Here is an 18895-nt window from a genome sequence, read left to right as displayed (position 1 = left end):
TAATATTTGTATAATACAATACTTTATGAATGAGATTTGCAGGATAAAAAAATAAAATATTTGTAAATTTATGCCATTGTCAAAAGAAGATAATCGATTTATACTTTGAACCAGAAGCATAGTAAACCTTCTGGTATCGATACCAGAAAACGCTTTATGTATTCGGATATAAATTATTTGGGTATTTAACGCTGAAGTTGGTATCGATACCAGATTGTAATCTTATACAGGAAGGTGGTTAGCCCCTGCGGATGTTTTGCCCGTCATTCTGGAATCGATACCAGAAATAATTCTTCGACGAAATGTTTATGCTAATGGAAAACGTGAAATCAAGAGGGCGTCGTATGTGGTTGGGGAAAGCTGAAATGAGCCTTGGAGTTACAAATGTCTGATGTGATATCAAATTTCTCTAAATCGGAGGAACAAAATTATGAAATTTAAAGCATTGTATAGTGTGCCACTAGCTCTTAGTTTGATTCTTGTCGTTTCTGCCTGTGGTGACCAGAATAATACGAGTGCTTCGACGCAAAAACCAACAACGACCGGTTCTAATCAAAATGAAAGCGCTTCTAACCAGAAGATTTCGTTAACGATGTGGTATTGGAACGGTGCGATATCCGATTCAACCATTGAAGCAGCGAAGAAAAAATTTCCGAATATTGATTTGCAAGCACAGAAACTTCCGTCCGGGGGTGACTATGCTACCAAGTTAAAAACAACCATCTCAGGTGGAGGAAGCGGGCCGGACATCGTAGCGATGGATAGCTGGATTTCTTCCATGCTGCCTTACAAAGAAAAATTCGTCAATCTATACGACCAAGGCGCTAAGGACATTCAGCCTCAGTATTTGGACTGGAAATGGAAAATGGCCGCGTCAGCAGATAACAAATATTTGATCGGCTTGCCGATCGACGTCGCTCCTGTAGTTATGTACTACCGCAAAGATTTGTTTGAGAAGGCGGGAGTGCCAAGCACGCCGGAAGCTATTAAGAGCCAAGTGAAGACATGGGGAGATTATTTCAATCTTCAGCAGAAAGTGAAAGACGCAACTGGATCGCAATTGCTATCCATTGTGGATGTTTTCAGAAACATCATAGGCCAGAATAGCCAAGGTTATTTTACGGAAGATGGGAAATATATTGGTGATCAGGCCCATATCAAAGGTGCTTGGGATTTGGCTGTGAAAGCATACCAATCCGGCTTAACGTACCCGAATGTTAGTGATGCTGAGAAAAATGCTGCCATGAACAACAGCAAAGTTTCTTCTTTTATCGGGGCGTCTTGGGCCGTTGGTGATTTGATTGGCGCAGCTCCTGACACGAAAGGGAAATGGGAGATTGCCTACCCGCCTGGTGGCGTGGGCAATCAAGGAGGATCATTCTTCGGATTGTTGAAAACAACGAAAAATCCGAAAGAAGCTTATGAAGTGATTAAATTCCTTACAAGCCCTGACAATCTGGTTGCTGGATACAAGGAATTCGGTAACTATCCGTCTACGCCGGAAGTTTACACGAAGCCTGAAATGGTCAATAAAAATGAGTTCTTCGGAAATCAAGATTTGAGCCCGATATTCGCTGACGCGGCAAAAGATGTAAAAATCGCACTTGTCGATGCAAGAGACGATATGGTCGGTACTTCTTTGACCGATGAAATTGGATTAATTGACACGCAGAAGAAAGACCCGGAAAAAGCTTGGAAAGACGCGCAGGAGAAAATTAAAAGGCAGCTTTCACGATAAACTGGATTTGGCAAGAAAATGAATGAAATAATGGATGCAGGTGAGGAAAGGGACTTCCTCGCCTTATCCAATTAGCGGAGGAATAGCATGGGAGGTCTTTTTAAAGAAATTTATAAGAGCAGAACACTGTATCTATTTATTTCTCCATTTTATCTTTTGTTCCTGATCTTTTCTGTATTTCCCATTTTGTTCTCGATGTACTTAGCCGTACATAAATGGGATGGAATCGGGGAAATGAAATATGTTGGATTCAAGAATTTTGATTATATGCTCCATGATCCGACTTTTTGGAAGGTGTTAGTCAACAATATCGCACTTTGGATATTGGGGAACGCCCCGCAGCTTCTATGTGCATTGGTCGTCGCCTATATCATCAATTTATCCATCGTAAGATTCAAAGGCTTTTATAGAATTGCTTATTTTCTTCCGAATGTAACGGCTATGGTGGCTGTTGTCATTATCTTTCAGTCTTTGTTCGGCAACGAATACGGGTTGATTAACTATTTGATGGAAAAAATCGGCTTTCATAAGATCGCGTGGTTAAATTCTGAATTTGGGGCCAGAGTCGTGATTGCCGCCATGATTTCATGGAGATATATGGGGTATAACGCAGTTATTTATTTATCGGGCTTGCAAAGAATTCCAAAAGATCTGTACGAAGCAGCAGAGCTGGATGGCGCTACATTATTTCAAACTTTCACCCAAATTACGATACCCATGCTCAGACCCATCATCTTGTTCTCAGTGATGATGTCGACCATCGGCGGGTTTCAAATTTTCACGGAACCTCAAGTATTAGCTGGAAATCAAGCACCATACCCAGGTACCGATACGATCGTTCTTTATATGTTCCGGGAAGGTTTTAATTATCAGAATTATGGTTATGCAGCTGCGGTATCTTGGGTGTTATTCATCATCATCGGCTTATTATCCGTCCTCAATTGGAAGTTTTTCAACAGATCGGATGATTGATAAAAAGGAGAATACAAGATGATTGTTGAAGTATTGACCAAAAAAGTAATCGTAAATAGTTTATTGTTGATCGGTGTCGCGATTTCCATATTTCCGTTTTACTGGCTTATTGTCATGTCTACGAATGAGACAAGTGCAATCTTTGCTTTTCCTCCGAAGTTAACGTTCGGAACTAATTTTATGAATAACTTTCATCATGTATTGGAGAAAAGCAATTTTATTCGTGCCTTCTTCAACACAGTTTCCATTGCCTTAATGAGCTGCACGCTTCAGCTATTTTTCAATTCATTGACGGGATTTGCGTTTGCCAAATTTAAGTTTCCAGGTTCTAAATTGCTCTTTTTTGCCATGATGGCTACGATGATGATTCCTGCGCAAATGCTGCTTGTCCCGCAATTCATCATCATTAAGGAGTTCGGGTGGTTGGGAAGTTATAAGGCCTTGATTATCCCGGGCATGGCAAGTGCATTCGGAATTTTCTGGATCAGGCAATATGCGCTTGCGATTCATGATGATTTGCTTGAGGCTGCGAGAATCGATGGCTGTAATAAATTTGGACAGTATTGGCATGTTGCTTTGCCGATTCTAAGACCTGCACTAGCCTTTCTCGCTATCACGACGTTTATGGGAGTTTGGGAAGATTACTTATGGCCATTGATCGTATTGACGGATACATCCAAATTCACATTGATGTTGGCCTTGCAGCAGTTAAAATCGGCTCATTCGGCAGACTATTCCATGGTCATGACTGGAGCTCTTATGGCTACCCTTCCATTGATTGTCTTCTTCCTTATTGTGAGCAGACAATTCATCGCTGGGATCACAGAGGGGGCAGTAAAAAGCTAAGATATACGTTGGAAGAGAACACGTTTTTCGGAAGGTAGGGTGACAAAGTTGGCTCCAAAGATTAAAGATGTCGCCAAACAAGCGGGCGTTTCCGTGACTACGGTTTCGCGGGTGCTTAATGGAGAGAAGTACGTAAAGGACGATCTAAAAGCTAAAGTGAAGAGAGCTATCGACGAGCTCGGGTACGCGCCTAGTCATATCGCAAGGAGTCTGGTACGGAAAAAGACGAACCTTATCGGTGTCATTGTCCCAGACCTCACGTCAAGCTTTTACTCGACTATTCTAAGCAGTATTGAAGAAACAGCAAGTCGGAATGATTACAATCTTTTGGTGTGTAACATTATTGAGGATACCGATAAGGAATTCAAATATTTGAAAGTATTTCATGAAATGCGCGTTGATGGCATTATCATTATGCATGAGAAATTGAATGATGAAATCCGGGCATTTTTGAATAAACTGGACATTCCGATTATTTTCTCAAGTGTAAGACCAACTGATCAAACGTTCCTTTCTGTGATCATTGATGATTACGCGGCAGCCTTCGATGCAACCCATTATTTGATAGAGCTTGGACATCAACGAATTGGCTTTATTGGCGGGGACATGAGAGATGTGACCTCCGGCCAAAATCGCTATATCGGGTACCGCGATGCTCTATCCGAGCGCAGCATCCCCATCGTAGATGAGCACATTCGGTTCGGCGATTATAAAATACAAAGCGGATACAATCTGATGAAAGAGATTCTGGCTTGCGGTACCCATCCAACCGCTGTATTTGCTGTGAGTGATGATATGGCTGTAGGGGCTATGAATTGCATTCATGATCATCAGTTGCAAGTTCCTGAAGACATTTCGGTCATTGGATTTGACGGAAGTCAGTTGACGGAGTTGGTTCGACCACAGTTATCCTCGATGGAGCAGCCTATTCAAGAAATGGGGAAAGTTACGGTGGAAACGCTGCTTGATTTGATTACAGGAGAAACGGAAACGCCAAAGGCAGATATCATTTTGAAACACAAGCTTGTTGTCCGTGATAGCTGTGGGCCTTATCGTGAAGACAAAAAGGCATAGAAAAACGTAGATATAGAGAAACGTAAACGCATAGATATTTATTTATCTGGATTGAGAGAGGGAGAGTATATTGAAAAAATTTGATGCGGTGGTCATCGGTGACGCCAATATCGATCTCGTTGTGGCAGGACTTACTCAAATTCCTCAGCCTGGGCAAGAGATTTTCGTTAATAATATGACGATGCATGTTGGCGGGGGAGCGGCTTTGTTCGCGATTTCACTCGCTAAGCTTGGGCTTGATGTAGCTTTTAACGGTGTTCTTGGAGATGATAGCTACGGCCATTATGTTCGAGACGAGTTCGGTCGATATGGTATCGATACCAGTTTGATAAGAACGAGTAAAACGAGTAATACCGGTATTACGATAGCGATTAATCCCGAGGCGGATCGGTCATTTATTACTTATGGGGGATCCAATATGGAGCTTCATATAAAGGATTTGGACCTGTCACAAATCGCTCAAGGGAAACATGTCCACGTAACCGGATATAGAGGAAGACGCAACCACGAAGAATTCATCGCGATGGCCAAACTACTCAAGGAGATGGGTATGACTCTTTCCTGTGATGTAGGCTGGGATGATTCCGGCGAGTGGTTTAAGGGTGTTTTCGATTTAATGACTTACTTTGATGTGTTTCTAATGAACGAAACGGAAGCTTTTCATTACACAGGCTTCGATGATATAGAAGAAAGTTTACGTTTTATGGCGAATTACTCCAATCATATTGTAGTTAAACTTGGTCCAAAAGGGGCCGCAGCCATGAAGGAGGGCCGGATAACGTATCACTCGGCTTTTCCTGCCGAGACTGTAGATACAACCGGCGCAGGGGATTCATTTAACGCTGGCTATATTTATGGATATTTGACGGGTCAACAAGTAGAAACATGCTTGCAGTACGGAAATGTTTGCGGAGCACTATCTGTCGGCGCTCACGGCGGCAGCACGGGCACACCGGACAAGGATGGGCTTGATGCCTTTATCCTTCAATTCGGAGATCATATCAAAGAACGTATGGAGGCGTAATGATGAAATTGACCTTAATTGGAGGCGGCGGGGTTCGCGCCGTGTTATTTACCAAAAGCTTAACGTTAAAAGCAGAAGATGCCGGAATTACTAAGCTTGTTCTTCACGATACGGATGAGGAGCAGCTTGCTGTTATATCCAAATTATGCCAAATCGTCATCGATCGTAGCGGAATCAACCTTCAATTGGAAACGACGACAGATAGCCGCGAAGCCATTAAGGGTGCCGACTACATTGTAACTACGGTACGTGTAGGTAAGGAATGGTCACGGTATGTAGATGAGCAGATCGCTCTAAAGCATGGCGTGATCGGTCAAGAAACGACGGGGCCAGCCGGGTTCTCGATGGCGATTCGTACGATTCCAGTTCTCATGGAATATTGCGAGATTGCTAAGGAGCTTGCGCCGCAAGCCTGGATCTTTAATTTCTCGAACCCGTCTGGACTCGTAACGCAATCCTTGCGAAATGCGGGTTACGATCGGGTGATCGGAATCTGCGATTCGCCAAGCCATACGAAGCTGAGAATGGCGGAGCAGCTAGAGATCGATCCGAAGGAGCTTGAAGTTGAATTTTTCGGACTCAATCATTTGTCATGGATGACCAAAGTGATTTACCAAGGCAAGGACATTATGGCGGAGCTTAAGAATGATCCTGATTTTACAAGTCGGGTGGACGAATTCAAAATGTTCGACAGCGATTTGCTGAAATCACTTCCTTTTCTGCCGAATGAATATTTGTACTATTACTACCACCGCGAAAAGGCCTTCGCCAATATTGTCAAATCAGGCATGACGCGCGGCCAAATGATCGCTGAGAATAATAAGGAAATGCTGGGTATCTTACGTGAGATGGATATTGAAAGCAACCCGGATGAAGCCATTCAAACCTATCTGTACTATACGCAAAAAAGGGAAGCTTCTTACATGGCGATTGAAACTAATTCGGCGTCGAAGCCAGTGTTACCGACAGATCAGCTGGAATTGCCTAACTCCCTTGGATATGCAGGTGTCATGCTGGATTTCGTGGAGTCGCTGCAAACGGGTGCGACCCATAATATCGTCCTATCCGTACCGAATGAAGGCAGTATCGAAGGGTTCGCGGACGATGACGTCGTTGAAATTTCTTGTGTTATTACGAAAGACGGAGCAAAGCCAGTTCACATCGGTTCCGTGCCAGAGGAAATGAGCCTGTTGATGAAAAATGTGAAACTGTTCGAACGGCTTACCGTTGAAGCTGTTAAACATAAGTCGCGTGATTTGGCTATCCAGGCACTCACGGTTCACCCGCTTGTTAATTCCTATTCCATTGCTAAGCTGCTTGTCGATGATTATTTGGAAGCCTATAAGGATATTCTGGGGGATTGGAAATAATGAACTTGCCTGATGCTGTCACGTCCTTGCTTGAAGAAGCGGAGATTAAGCTTGCTGGGCACCCGAAATTGCTTGCCATGTTCAAGAACTGCTACCCGAATACGCTTGAAACGACAACTAAAATCATGAACGATAATACCGCCTTTGTATTCACTGGGGATATCCCAGCGATGTGGTTAAGGGATTCCAGCGCGCAGGTAAGGCATTATATACCGCTTACGGTCGGAGATAAAGAACTGCAGGACATCGTTGCGGGCTTGATTCGCAGGCAAATCGCCTATATTCATATCGATCCTTATGCAAATGCGTTCAATGAGGAAGCGAACGATAACCGGTACGATCAGGATCTGACCGAGCTGAATCCGTGGATTTGGGAACGCAAATACGAAATTGATTCGCTCTGTTACCCGATCCAACTGTCTTATTTGTTTTGGAAGGCGACGGGACGGACGGATATGTTCGACGATTCCTTCCGGACAGCGGTTCATATCATTATCTCGCTATGGAAAACGGAACAAAGACACGCCGAACAATCTCCTTACCGGTTCGCCCGAGTAGCTTGTCCGCCAAGTGACACGCTGCGTAATAATCGGATGGGGATGCCCGTAAATTATACAGGGATGACTTGGTCTGGATTCCGGCCAAGCGACGATGCCTGTACGTTCGGCTATTTGATTCCAGCTAATATGTTTGCGGTCGTGGTACTCCGATACATCGAGGAAATTGCCTGGATTGTATGGGACGATCAGGAGTGTGTACAGCTTGCGGCGGAGCTTCGCGAAGAGATAGACTGTGGCATTCAAACCTACGGCACTTATCTTCATCCTAAGTACGGAAAGATCTATGCGTATGAAACAGACGGATTCGGCAATTACAACCTGATGGATGACGCCAATGTTCCCAGCTTGCTGTCGATTCCTTATTTGGGTTACACGACCTTTGAGGATCCAGTCTATCAGAATACGCGTAGATTTGTTCTAAGCAGTGACAATTCATACTTCTTTGAGGGGAAATATGCGAAGGGGATCGGAAGTCCGCATACACCGGCTGGCTACATTTGGCCGATCAGCCTGGCAATGCAGGCCCTTACCTCAGAGGATGAAACCGAAGTAAGTGAGCTTCTGGAGATGCTGCTGAGGACGGATGCGGATACGGGGTACATGCATGAAGGGTTTGATCCGAATTCCCCGACCGATTATACGCGTCCATGGTTCGCTTGGGCCAACAGCTTATTCGGTGAGTTGATCCACCGTCTGATGGTAAAAGGTTACTTTAATTCATAATGCCTTGACGAAGGAGAGAGTGGTCACATTGATTCACATCAATCGATATTGGGAAGACTTAAGCGTTTTGCAGGTGAACAGGGAGATTCCCCGAGCCCATTATATCCCTTATGCGGATGCGGGATCTGCGAAATCCGGTAAACGCGCGCGTTCCCCTTTTTATCAGACATTGAATGGAAGTTGGAAGTTCCAATATCATCGCAGTGTTAGGGATGTAGAAGAAGCTTTCTACGAGGAATCGGCGAATGTCAGCGCTTGGGACGAATTAATCGTTCCTTCTTGCTGGCAGGTGAATGGCTATGATCAGCTTCAATACACCAATATCAATTATCCTTTTCCTTGCGATCCTCCTTATGTACCGGATAACAACCCAGCCGGACTGTATGTGAGAGAGTTCAACCTTTCGGGTCACTGGGACAAAAAGGACAAATATATCGTCTTTGAAGGGGTTAATTCTTGCTTTTACCTATGGGTAAACGGCAAGTTTGCCGGTTACAGTCAAGGCAGCCGAGTACCTGCGGAATTCAACGTATCTTCCTTGCTCCGCGAAGGGAAAAACCGTATTGCCGTCATGGTGTTGAAATGGTGCGACGGTTCTTATCTGGAAGACCAAGATGCGTGGCGGTATTCCGGAATCTTCCGGGATGTATATTTACTTGCACGCGATTCTGTCCATGTTCGAGATGTGTTCAATAAACAAACGTTCGAAGACGGTTTCCGGAAGGTGACCCTGCTATCAGAACTGGAAACGACGGGTCAGGTTACGATCCGAGCCGAATTAAAGGATGCGGAAGGCAACATTGTGGGTACGGATGAAGCTGCTGTCGACGGAAAAGGCACGCTTCGTTTCGAGGTGACGGATCCGGTCTTATGGAATGCCGAGAAACCGAATCTGTACCAACTCTATGTTCATAGCGGCAATGAGGTGCTTCATTTTCCAGTCGGATTCAGGCAAATAACAATTACAGATGGTGTTTTCCAGATCAATGGACAGGCGGTCAAGCTAAAAGGCGTCAATCGCCACGATTCCCATCCTGAGCTCGGACAAACGATTCCGCTGAATCATATGATCAAAGATCTCGTTCTGATGAAGAAGCATAACATCAACACGATCCGTACTTCCCATTATCCGAATGATTCCCGATTTATGGATCTATGCGACGAGTACGGTTTCTATGTCATTGATGAAGCTGACTTGGAATGCCATGGCATGGGGACGGCCAGCGAGGAATGGAATGATACGAATATCCATCTGCTTTCTCAGAAACCTGAATGGAAAGCCTCGTTTCTAGATCGGGCTATTCGTATGGTGGAACGGGATAAGAATCATCCGTCGATCGTGATGTGGTCATTGGGCAACGAATCTGGTTACGATGTTAACCATATCGCGATGGCTGAATGGACCCAATCGCGTGATGCGTCCATACCGGTTCATTATGAAGGTGCTGCTTCAAATCAAGCTAATTCCGACGTGGAGAGTCTCGATATGGTAAGCCGAATGTATGCTTCCGTGCAAGAAATTGAAGCATATGCCCAGGACGAGAAACAGAAGAAGCCGCTGTTCCTGTGCGAATACAGCCATGCAATGGGCAATGGTCCAGGCGATTTGAAGGATTATTGGGATGCCATTTACAAATATCCGAAGCTCATGGGCGGCTGTGTGTGGGAGTGGTGCGATCACGGCATCAAAACCGTGTCGAAAGATGGTACGCCTTTCTTTGCTTATGGGGGCGATTTTGGAGATAAGCCTAACGACGGCAATTTCTGTATCGATGGTCTGGTTACGCCGGATAGGAAACCGCATACGGGGCTGCTGGAGCTCAAAAAGGTGATCGCACCCATTCGCATTGAAGCGCAGGATTTGCGAAAAGGTACGATCAAGGTAACGAACCTTTACGACTTCATCGATTTATCCCATTTGGGGCTTCATTGGAAGGTAGAAATGGACGGACAGATCGTCCAGCAGGGACAGCTTTCGTCTATTGATGCCGCACCGCATAGTCATCAAATGGTGACAATTCCTTATGATTTGCCGGAAACCTCAGCGGGAACCTATATGCTGACCTTATCCTGTTGGTTGAAGGAACAGATGAATTGGGCGGAAGCCGGTTACGAAATCACATTTGAACAGTTTGGATTGCCCGTGGAGCAGGTGAAAGAATCTGGTGATAGCTTACGGCAGATGTTCCCTCTTCAAACTTATCAGGAGGGAGATATCCTGACGATCGAAGGTTTTGATTTCTGCCATTCCTTTGATTTGTATAACGGAACGATACAGAAGATGTCCAAGCAGGGAGTGAATATGCTCCAGGCTCCGGCTGGGCTTACAATTTGGCGCGCTCCAACGGATAATGACATGCATGTGAAGGAAAGATGGTTGAACGCAGGTTATGACCGAACGGCAATGAAGATCTACCGCTGTAATTGGACAAAAATTGACGAAACAACTGTTGAAATCCAGAGTGATTTCTCCCTAGGCAGTGATAGCCGGTTTACCGTCCTTCAAGGAGAAGCAATATGGAGAGTAGATGGCAATGGCGAGATTTCAGTCAAGCTGCAAGTAAAAGTGGGAGAAAAGCAGGACTATCTTCCTCGTTTTGGCCTTCTGCTTACGATGCCTCAAGGTATGGAGGAAGTCGAATACTTAGGCTTCGGACCGCATGAGAGTTATATCGACAAGCGTCAAAGCGTGAAAAAAGGCAGATACCTGATGACCGTCGATCAGATGTTTGAAGATTACATTATGCCTCAGGAAAATGGGTCCAGGTATGGAACAGAGTGGGCTATTGTTTCCAATGAGCAAGGGATGGGCATCAAGTTTTCCTCACCAGAGGATTTCTCTTTGAATGTGGCCCATTTTACGCCAGAGGATTTGACAAGAGCGGGTCATAACTACGAGCTTGAGAAGAGGAAGGAAACGATCGTCCATCTGGATTATAAGATGAGCGGGGTAGGATCCAATTCTTGCGGACCGCAGCTTCTTGAGCCATACCGTCTTGATGAGAAAGAATTCGCGTTTGAACTCCGATTAATGCCGGTGTTTAAAGAGGATGAATAGATTGCCGCAGCCGTACTCTCTTTGATTGGTCGATCAGATGTTTGAAGGAGGATTCAGGATGAGATATATGAATATCAAGGGCGTAGACAAACCCATTTCTCGATTGTTCATGGGAACGGGAGATTTGAGAAAATTGGAAGAGCCGGAACGGATGATGCTGGATGCTTACATCCGCGAAGGCGGCAATGCCTTCGATACCGCTCATCAATATCGGGGCAAAGAGCTGGTTCTCGGTCAATGGCTTGCGGAGCAGAAGAATCGGGAGAAGTTGGTCATTCTAACGAAGGGTGCTCATCACGATGACGGCAGCCCGGGTCCACGGGTAAATCCGCAAGCGATCCGCAAGGATTTAACGGAGAGTCTAGAAAGGCTGGGAACGGAGTATGTCGATCTATATGCGCTGCATCGGGACGATCCGAACGTAGCGGTCGGACCGATCATCGAGGAGCTGAATGTACACCTTGAGGCCAAGCGAATCCGGGCAATTGGAGCTTCCAACTGGTTGCATAAGCGCATCCAGGAAGCGAATGAGTACGCGGCTGCCCATAACCTCACAGGATTTTCATTCAGCAGTCCGAATCTCAGTCTTGCTAAGCCTAACGAACCCCGCTGGGAGGGCTGCGTTTCGGCAGATGAGGATACCTGCGATTGGCATTCGGTCAATCAGCTGCCATTACTGGCATGGTCCGCCCAAGCTGGTGGATTTTTCTCGGGAAATTTCACACCAGACAATCGTGCGGATGAGGAAATGGTACGCGTGTACTACAGCGAAAACAACTGGGAACGTTATCGTCGTGCCACAAAGCTGGCTGAAGAAAAGCAGGTTACACCGATTCAAATTGCCTTATCCTACGTTCTTAATCAGTCTTTCCCGACTTGTGCAATCATTGGGCCTCGAAACCCGGAGGAGCTGGATTCCTCTATACAAGCTATGAATCTGCCGTTAACTGAGCAAGAGGTCGAATGGTTGGAGTTGAAAAGGGAGGAGCTGGCGGAATGATCCAACATAAATTGGCTGCGCAATTGTACACCTTGAGAAACGAATTGAAAAAAGATTTCCCAAGCGTACTGAGAGAGCTGAAAAAGATGGGGTGGGCGGCCGTCCAGATCGATGGGCTGCATGGAAATCCAGCGAAAGATATCGCTGCGGTTATGAAAGAACTCGGATTGCAAACGGCTGGCATGCATGTCGGTTTGGAGCGATTGAAGAATGATATGGACGCCGTATTGGAGGAGGCTCGCCTTTTCGATACGAAGGATCTGATCTGTCACTCACTCCCTGATGGGCTGCAGAATCCAGAGGGGTATGCTAGTGTGCGTCACGATTTGCTGCAGGCAGCTTCCAGAGTCAGCGGCATGGGATACCGCGTAGGGTATCATAATCACGATTTTGAATTTCATACGACAATCGATGGGAAATTTGCCCTGGAATACTTGCTTGAAGATCCGGCTATTTATGCTGAGATTGACACCTACTGGGTAAAAAAGGCGGATCAAGATCCGCTATCCTTCATTCAAAATTATGCTTTTCGTATGCCGATCCTTCATCTGAAGGATATTACTGCAGACGAAAGAAAATATTTCGCTGAAATCGGAACTGGATCGATTGATTTCGCACCTATCCTGAAGTGGGGATTGCAAAGTGGTGTAGAATGGTTCGCTGTTGAGCAAGATTATTGCCAGGGAAACCCGATGGATAGTTTGGCGTTAAGTTATACCAATTTGCTCAAGCTAGAGAAATTGATTCATTGAAATCGATAGGAGGAGAGATTCGATATGTTTTTTACAGAATCGAAGCTGGAAGCGAGATTGCGCGAATTAAGCGAAACCCGGTATCGCGATGCGGTGCCTTTGGAGCGATTTTCAGCTACGGAAGATGAGGATGGAGCGAATGGAGCAAGACCGCCAGTTACGCAGCCTGCATTTGAACTGAAGACGGGTGAGACTTGGAAAGGGCGCGACCGCTACGTGTGGTTATCGCGCATAATTGATATTCCAAAGGAATGGGCCGACAAAACCATTTTGGGGCGCTTCGATTTCGGTGAAACGGGCGGAGGCAACAATGACGGATTCGAATCCTTATTATATTGGAACGGTTCCCCTTTTCAGGGTGTCGATTCGAACCATCAAGAAGTATTTTTACCGGAAGATGCTGCAGGCACGCAGGGGCGGATGGATATCCGCCTGTGGTCAGGACTCGAAGGAGGCGGAAAACCGCGCGAGAAGAAGCATACGGTGAATCTTGCTGAAATCTGCTGGTTGGATGAGCGGGTTGACGATTTCTACTACACTGGACGCGCTGTGCTGGAAACCATCCGCAGTCTGGATGCTAACCATCCTGAACGTACGCAGTTAGTTAAAGCGATCGATCGCTCTTTTAAGCTGGTGGATTGGTCGAATCCGCTCTCGGAAGCCTACTATGACTCCGTATATCGTTCCCGCGAACTGCTGCTTGAGGAATTAAATCAGATGGAGAAGAAGCATCCCGTTACGATTACTTGTATTGGGCATACCCACATTGACGTGGCTTGGTTGTGGAGACTTAAGCATACTCGGGAAAAATGCGCTCGTTCGTTCTCCACGGTACTACGCCTAATGGAACGATTCCCGGACTATGTGTTTTTGCAGACGCAGCCTCAACTATACGCCTATATCAAGCAAGATTATCCTGATATTTACGAGCAAATTCTTGAGCGTGTACGTGAGGGTCGATGGGAAGTTGGCGGAGGCATGTGGCTGGAAGCCGATTGCAACCTAACCTCAGGTGAATCGCTGGTGAGACAATTTTTACATGGAACCCGATTTATTCGTGAGGAGTTCGGGGTGGAAAGCACTTATTTATGGCTTCCCGACGTATTCGGGTACAGCTGGGCGCTGCCGCAAATTTTGCTGAAATCAGGGTTCGATACGTTCATGACGACCAAAATCAGCTGGAACCAGTTCAATCGTATGCCTCACGATACCTTCAAATGGCGGGGAATTGATGGCACCGAAGTTTTGACGCATTTCATTACCACACCTGGCGACTGGGAAGAAGCTAACTCGTTCTTCTATACGTATAACGGCATGGTAACGCCAATGACGGTCAAGGGAACCTGGGATGCCTACCGTGATAAAGAAGTGAATCAAGAGCTTCTGCTTTCTTATGGGTATGGAGATGGCGGCGGCGGTGTCAATCGAGAGATGCTGGAGATGCGCCGTCGTTTGGAAGACATGCCTGGCCTGCCTAAAGTGAAAACTGGACGCGCAGACGAATACTTTGAGCGGTTACACGAAACTGTTGAAGCAACGGACCGTTATGTGCATACATGGGACGGTGAGCTGTATCTCGAATATCATCGCGGTACTTATACAAGCCAAGCCTACATCAAACGGATGAATCGTAAGCTGGAGCTTCTATATCGTGAAACGGAATATGTCAGTGCTTTGGCTGCTTTGTTGAAATCCGATTGGAGCGTTTATCCACAGGAGATGTTAAACAAGGGTTGGACCATCATTTTACGCAATCAGTTCCATGATATCATTCCCGGTTCTTCGATTACTGAGGTCTACGAAGATAGTCGTGAGGAATATGCGGAAGCTATGTCTATAGGGACATCTGTGTGGAATGAAGCTGCAGCACGAATTGGAACACAGCAGGAAAAAGGTGCGGTAACGGTTCTGAACAGCGCCTCATGGGAACGAAGTGATCTTGTTATTATCCCTGGGGAAAAAGCTGTGATTGGCAGCGTTTGGACTGATCGGGAAGGCAACCAATTGAAATCGCAATACACGGATGGCCGATGGATCATCGATGCACCTAAAATACCGTCTTTAGGTATGACGACGATTCACTTTACAGAACCATCTCAATCTACTGCTGCAGCTGAAGAGATTCCTTTCCAATTGAAAGGACGCACGCTAAAAACACCTCATTATGAAATCGAATGGAACGAATCCGGCCAGTTGGTCCGCGTATTCGACCTGGATAATCGCCGGAACGTGCTTGCTGCAAGCTCGCGAGGCAACGTTCTACAGGTGTTTGAAGATAAGCCGATTGATTTCGACGCTTGGGATATCGATATTTTCTACCAAGAAAAAATGCGCGAAATTACTGATCTTATATCGGTCGAGCTTGTTGAAGAGGGACCATTAGCCGCAACAGTTGCATTCAAATGGAACTTTGCGAAGTCTACGATTTCGCAATGGATGACTGTCTATGCAGACAGCCGACGCATTGATTTCCGTACCCATATCGACTGGCAGGAACGTCAGCAGCTGTTGAAGGTTGCTTTCCCGGTTGACGTGCGTTCTACGGAGGCTACTTACGATATTCAGTTCGGTAACGTTAAGCGTCCGACGCATTGGAACACGAGCTGGGATTGGGCGCGTTTTGAATCCGTCGGGCACCAATGGGCGGACTTGTCCGAACGAGGATACGGCGTAAGCTTACTGAATGATTGTAAGTATGGCTACGACATTAAGGATAACGTCATGCGCTTGTCACTCATTAAATCCGCGATTCATCCGGACCCGATAGCTGATCTCGGGGAACATTCCTTTGTGTATGCTCTTCTCCCGCATGCGGGGGATTGGTATGCAGGCGGTACGGTACAGGAAGCATGGGAGCTTAATAATCCGCTGACGAGTTATGCAGGTGTTCCAACGCAAGGCACACTTTCCATGTTTGAATTCTCTGCTCCGAATGTGATGGCGGATGCAATTAAAAAAGCTGAGGATGGAGAGAGACTTGTTCTTCGTATTCATGAGTTTGCCGGGGTCCGTACTCATGTGGATATCAAGAGCGATTTTAGGATTCAATCGATGCAGGAATGTGATTTAATGGAGCGTCTAATCGGAGACGTTGAGGCTTCAAATATTGAGCTTAAGCCTTATGAAATTAAAACATTTCTTGTCACTCTCGAAGTTTAATCAACAAAAGTACGGAGCCCACTGCGGGCTCCGTTTTCACTTAGATAAGGCATACTTACATTTGCTCTTTTATTGACAGGACTTATGCAGTTCGTGGTAATGCCTGGTAAATCTGAGGTTTAGGTGTAACCCAAAGAAGCATGAAATAATGCGATGGCCAAAATAATCGAATAAGTCTATGGCCGCCTATATCGAGCAAAACTATAACGACCCGAATTTTACGGTCCAAAATATGGCGGATTCGTTCAACATGTCATAGCCGAAATCGGATACTGAGACGTATCGAGTTTCGTGCGCAAGTTCAAAAAGGGAAGTCGGCACGACGCCGGGGAGTTTCCGCAAAATTACGTATAAAGGCATTTAACGGTCTGCAATAACCGAATAAATGGCGATTCATTCAGCCGGTTTTCGATAACAGCGCGTCACAGATGCGTTCATATCGGAGGCCGGCTTTTTTGCCGGGCTGCACATGATTGGAGGCTGGCATATGCCAGTGCCAAGGAAACGGCTCGTGCGGCTGAAAGCCTTGCGGCGCCCGGGTTTCCGGGCGATGGAAGAAACGCATACCGCCAATTTAACGACATATTTACGTTTCCGCGGCACATCTGCTAGCCTGAAGAAGCGGTCGCACCGCACATGGCCATATGTAATCGATTACAAGCCAGCAGTATGCAGGGGAATACAGATGATAGGGAAGATGGGCAGGCTTGTTGCTGGAAGTCAATATATGGACAACGGGCAACTCGACAGGCGTCGGTTTCGGCAAAAATGGCACCATTCGCGATTCAAGCGGCTTGTTCCGTTGCGAGACGCCGCCGGAGGGGCCGGCATTCGCGGGCAATTTCATTCAAGCCGATTATCCGGAAACATCGGGATTTTTTAATTTTGACGGCCCTATAAGAACCTCGCATTTGAGTAAAGCCGAGAACTGGAAAAATACGTGGCGCGATCTGAGATACCGGAAGCTGCGGGACATCGGCGAGCCGAAGCCCGGCGTGCGGAATTATGCGCAGTGGTTTCGGGTGTGCCGCATCGGGACGGATAAATCGCTATTCAGCGGCCGAGTCAGGATGGCTACGGATTACGGCAAGGCGTCATACCGTACCGCATCCGCTGAATTCGCGTTCGGCGTTCGCGGCAATGAGGCAGGCGGATTCAAGCCGATCTTTACTGTCGATGGCGACGGGTTTAACGGAACGAGCGATGCGTATGCCAAATTTGCTGTCTACGCAGATGATCTTGACGCTTGATACGGCGAGGCGGATGACCAACCACTTTGCGGGCTGGGGAACCGAGTAGGTGTCAAGGCAGCAGTGTGTGCAATTCCGGATTGGCGGCCGGAGCGCGATTCCGTTATGCCCCCGTCAATCGGCTGAATTCCGGCTCACCGCCGCACAAGCTGAGACCGAGAGCACAAATAATTAAGCCGTTTCATCGGATAATCCTCCTTAATTAGGAAAATCTAAGCCTATCGTCATTTCTACAGGCGAAAGATTCCTTTTGACGAGGAGTGAAGGCAGCTCATGTTTCGAGGCAAAAGTAAGCAAATCTGGATAGCGCTGATCTGTGCGTTCATGCTGTTTGCGTCGTCTACGACGGCGTATGCGTTCGGCAAAGGCTCCAAAGGCCCTGATGTATATGCCGTACAGGGGATGTTGAAATCGCTGGGCTTCTACGGCGGTCCCATAACCGGCTATTACGGCAATCAGACGCGGGCCGGCGTCAAAGCTTTTCAGGAAAAATACGGACTCCCCGTCACCGGCAGAGTGGACGACCGGACGCTGGAATCGATCCTTTGGGCGTACGGCAGGTTGAAAATAACGAAAAACCCCGCTTCGCCCTCTCCGCCGCCGCCAAGTCCAAAGCCGGTGCCCGAACCGCCCCCGCCGCCGCCAAGTCCGAAACCAAAGCCGGTGCCCGAACCGTCCCCGCCGTCGCCAAGTCCGAAGCCAAAGCCGGTGCCCGAACCGTCCCCGTCTCCCGCGGCACCCGCTTTGCCGGCTTTGACCGTGGAAGAGCAGCAGATGGTCGATCTGCTCAACAAGGAACGGACCAAAGCGGGTCTCGCACCGCTTGCCGTAGATACCGAACTGACGCGGGCGGCGCGCCTGAAAAGCCAGGACATGGTCGACCGCAACTATTTTGCTCACAACTCGCCAATCCTCGGCACGCCGTTTGACATGCTGAAGAAGCTCAATATCAAATACAGTACGGCGGCCGAAAACATCGCATGCAACAAAGATGCAACGGCAGCGCATGAGGCTATGATAGACTCCCAGCCTTATCACGCCAACATGCTCAACCGGAGCTTCAAGCAAATCGGCATCGGCGTTATGAACGGCGGCCCGTGCGGCAAAATGTTCACGCAGCTGTTTATAGAAAAGTAGCGCTAACTACTGCCCCACTTTTTGCAGCCTACGGAGCGCAAGGAGTGGGGTTTGTTGTCCAGGAAGTGCATGGAAAGTTATTCAGCCGGGGAAGTGCAAGTTGTTCGAAGGAGAGCAAAGAGTGGGTTTTGCTGCCGGGAGAGGTGCAAGGGTGGGTTTTGTTGTCTGGAGGAGCGCAAGGAGTGGGAAATTAGTGCCTGTAGTTCGCGTGCGTGCAGAAAATCTGCAAAAA

General features: G+C 47.0%; 13 protein-coding genes. All 13 read left to right on the top strand.

Annotation, left to right across the window (positions count from 1 at the left end; all coding sequences use genetic code 11):
• The first annotated feature begins 430 nt into the window (after positions 1-430).
• Positions 431-1738, top strand: coding sequence for an extracellular solute-binding protein (locus tag AC6RNO_RS18145; protein ID WP_497106269.1), 1308 nt, complete (start codon positions 431-433; stop codon positions 1736-1738).
• 87 nt (positions 1739-1825) lie between these two features.
• On the top strand, positions 1826-2710 hold the full coding sequence (locus tag AC6RNO_RS18140) for a carbohydrate ABC transporter permease (protein WP_474680622.1): 885 nt from the start codon (positions 1826-1828) through the stop codon (positions 2708-2710).
• An 18-nt stretch (positions 2711-2728) separates the two neighbouring features.
• Positions 2729-3556 carry a carbohydrate ABC transporter permease gene (locus AC6RNO_RS18135; protein WP_474680621.1) on the top strand — a complete coding sequence of 276 codons (828 nt, stop codon included), beginning with the start codon at positions 2729-2731 and terminating at the stop codon, positions 3554-3556.
• Between the two features lie 48 nt (positions 3557-3604).
• Complete coding sequence (locus AC6RNO_RS18130; RefSeq protein ID WP_497106268.1) at positions 3605-4630, top strand: substrate-binding domain-containing protein; 1026 nt, start codon at positions 3605-3607, stop codon at positions 4628-4630.
• A gap of 70 nt (positions 4631-4700) precedes the next feature.
• On the top strand, positions 4701-5654 hold the full coding sequence (locus AC6RNO_RS18125; RefSeq protein ID WP_497106267.1) for a PfkB family carbohydrate kinase: 954 nt from the start codon (positions 4701-4703) through the stop codon (positions 5652-5654).
• Positions 5654-7024 carry a family 4 glycosyl hydrolase gene (locus tag AC6RNO_RS18120; protein ID WP_474680618.1) on the top strand — a complete coding sequence of 457 codons (1371 nt, stop codon included), beginning with the start codon at positions 5654-5656 and terminating at the stop codon, positions 7022-7024. The genes AC6RNO_RS18125 and AC6RNO_RS18120 overlap by 1 nt, the downstream gene beginning before the upstream one ends.
• Complete coding sequence (locus tag AC6RNO_RS18115; RefSeq protein ID WP_497106266.1) at positions 7024-8307, top strand: glycoside hydrolase family 125 protein; 1284 nt, start codon at positions 7024-7026, stop codon at positions 8305-8307. Before AC6RNO_RS18120 ends, AC6RNO_RS18115 begins: the two co-directional genes overlap by 1 nt.
• A gap of 19 nt (positions 8308-8326) precedes the next feature.
• A complete protein-coding gene (locus AC6RNO_RS18110; RefSeq protein WP_497106265.1) occupies positions 8327-11365 on the top strand; it encodes a glycoside hydrolase family 2 TIM barrel-domain containing protein in 3039 nt (1012 codons plus the stop codon).
• Positions 11366-11423: 58 nt separating this feature from the next.
• Positions 11424-12365 (top strand): aldo/keto reductase, encoded by a 942-nt coding sequence (locus tag AC6RNO_RS18105; RefSeq protein ID WP_497106264.1) that lies wholly within the window; start codon positions 11424-11426, stop codon positions 12363-12365.
• Positions 12362-13117: a sugar phosphate isomerase/epimerase family protein gene (locus tag AC6RNO_RS18100; RefSeq protein WP_488434693.1), complete on the top strand. Its 756-nt coding sequence runs from the start codon at positions 12362-12364 to the stop codon at positions 13115-13117. The genes AC6RNO_RS18105 and AC6RNO_RS18100 overlap by 4 nt, the downstream gene beginning before the upstream one ends.
• 24 nt (positions 13118-13141) lie before the next feature.
• On the top strand, positions 13142-16276 hold the full coding sequence (locus tag AC6RNO_RS18095; protein WP_497106263.1) for a glycoside hydrolase family 38 N-terminal domain-containing protein: 3135 nt from the start codon (positions 13142-13144) through the stop codon (positions 16274-16276).
• Positions 16277-16983: 707 nt separating this feature from the next.
• Positions 16984-17526 carry a hypothetical protein gene (locus AC6RNO_RS18090; RefSeq protein WP_474680612.1) on the top strand — a complete coding sequence of 181 codons (543 nt, stop codon included), beginning with the start codon at positions 16984-16986 and terminating at the stop codon, positions 17524-17526.
• A 273-nt stretch (positions 17527-17799) separates the two neighbouring features.
• Positions 17800-18663 carry a peptidoglycan-binding protein gene (locus AC6RNO_RS18085; RefSeq protein ID WP_497106262.1) on the top strand — a complete coding sequence of 288 codons (864 nt, stop codon included), beginning with the start codon at positions 17800-17802 and terminating at the stop codon, positions 18661-18663.
• Positions 18664-18895 lie beyond the last annotated feature (232 nt).

It is taken from the genome of Paenibacillus sp. sgz302190 (assembly GCF_059820445.1).
This window is presented reverse-complemented; position numbering and strand designations above follow the sequence as displayed.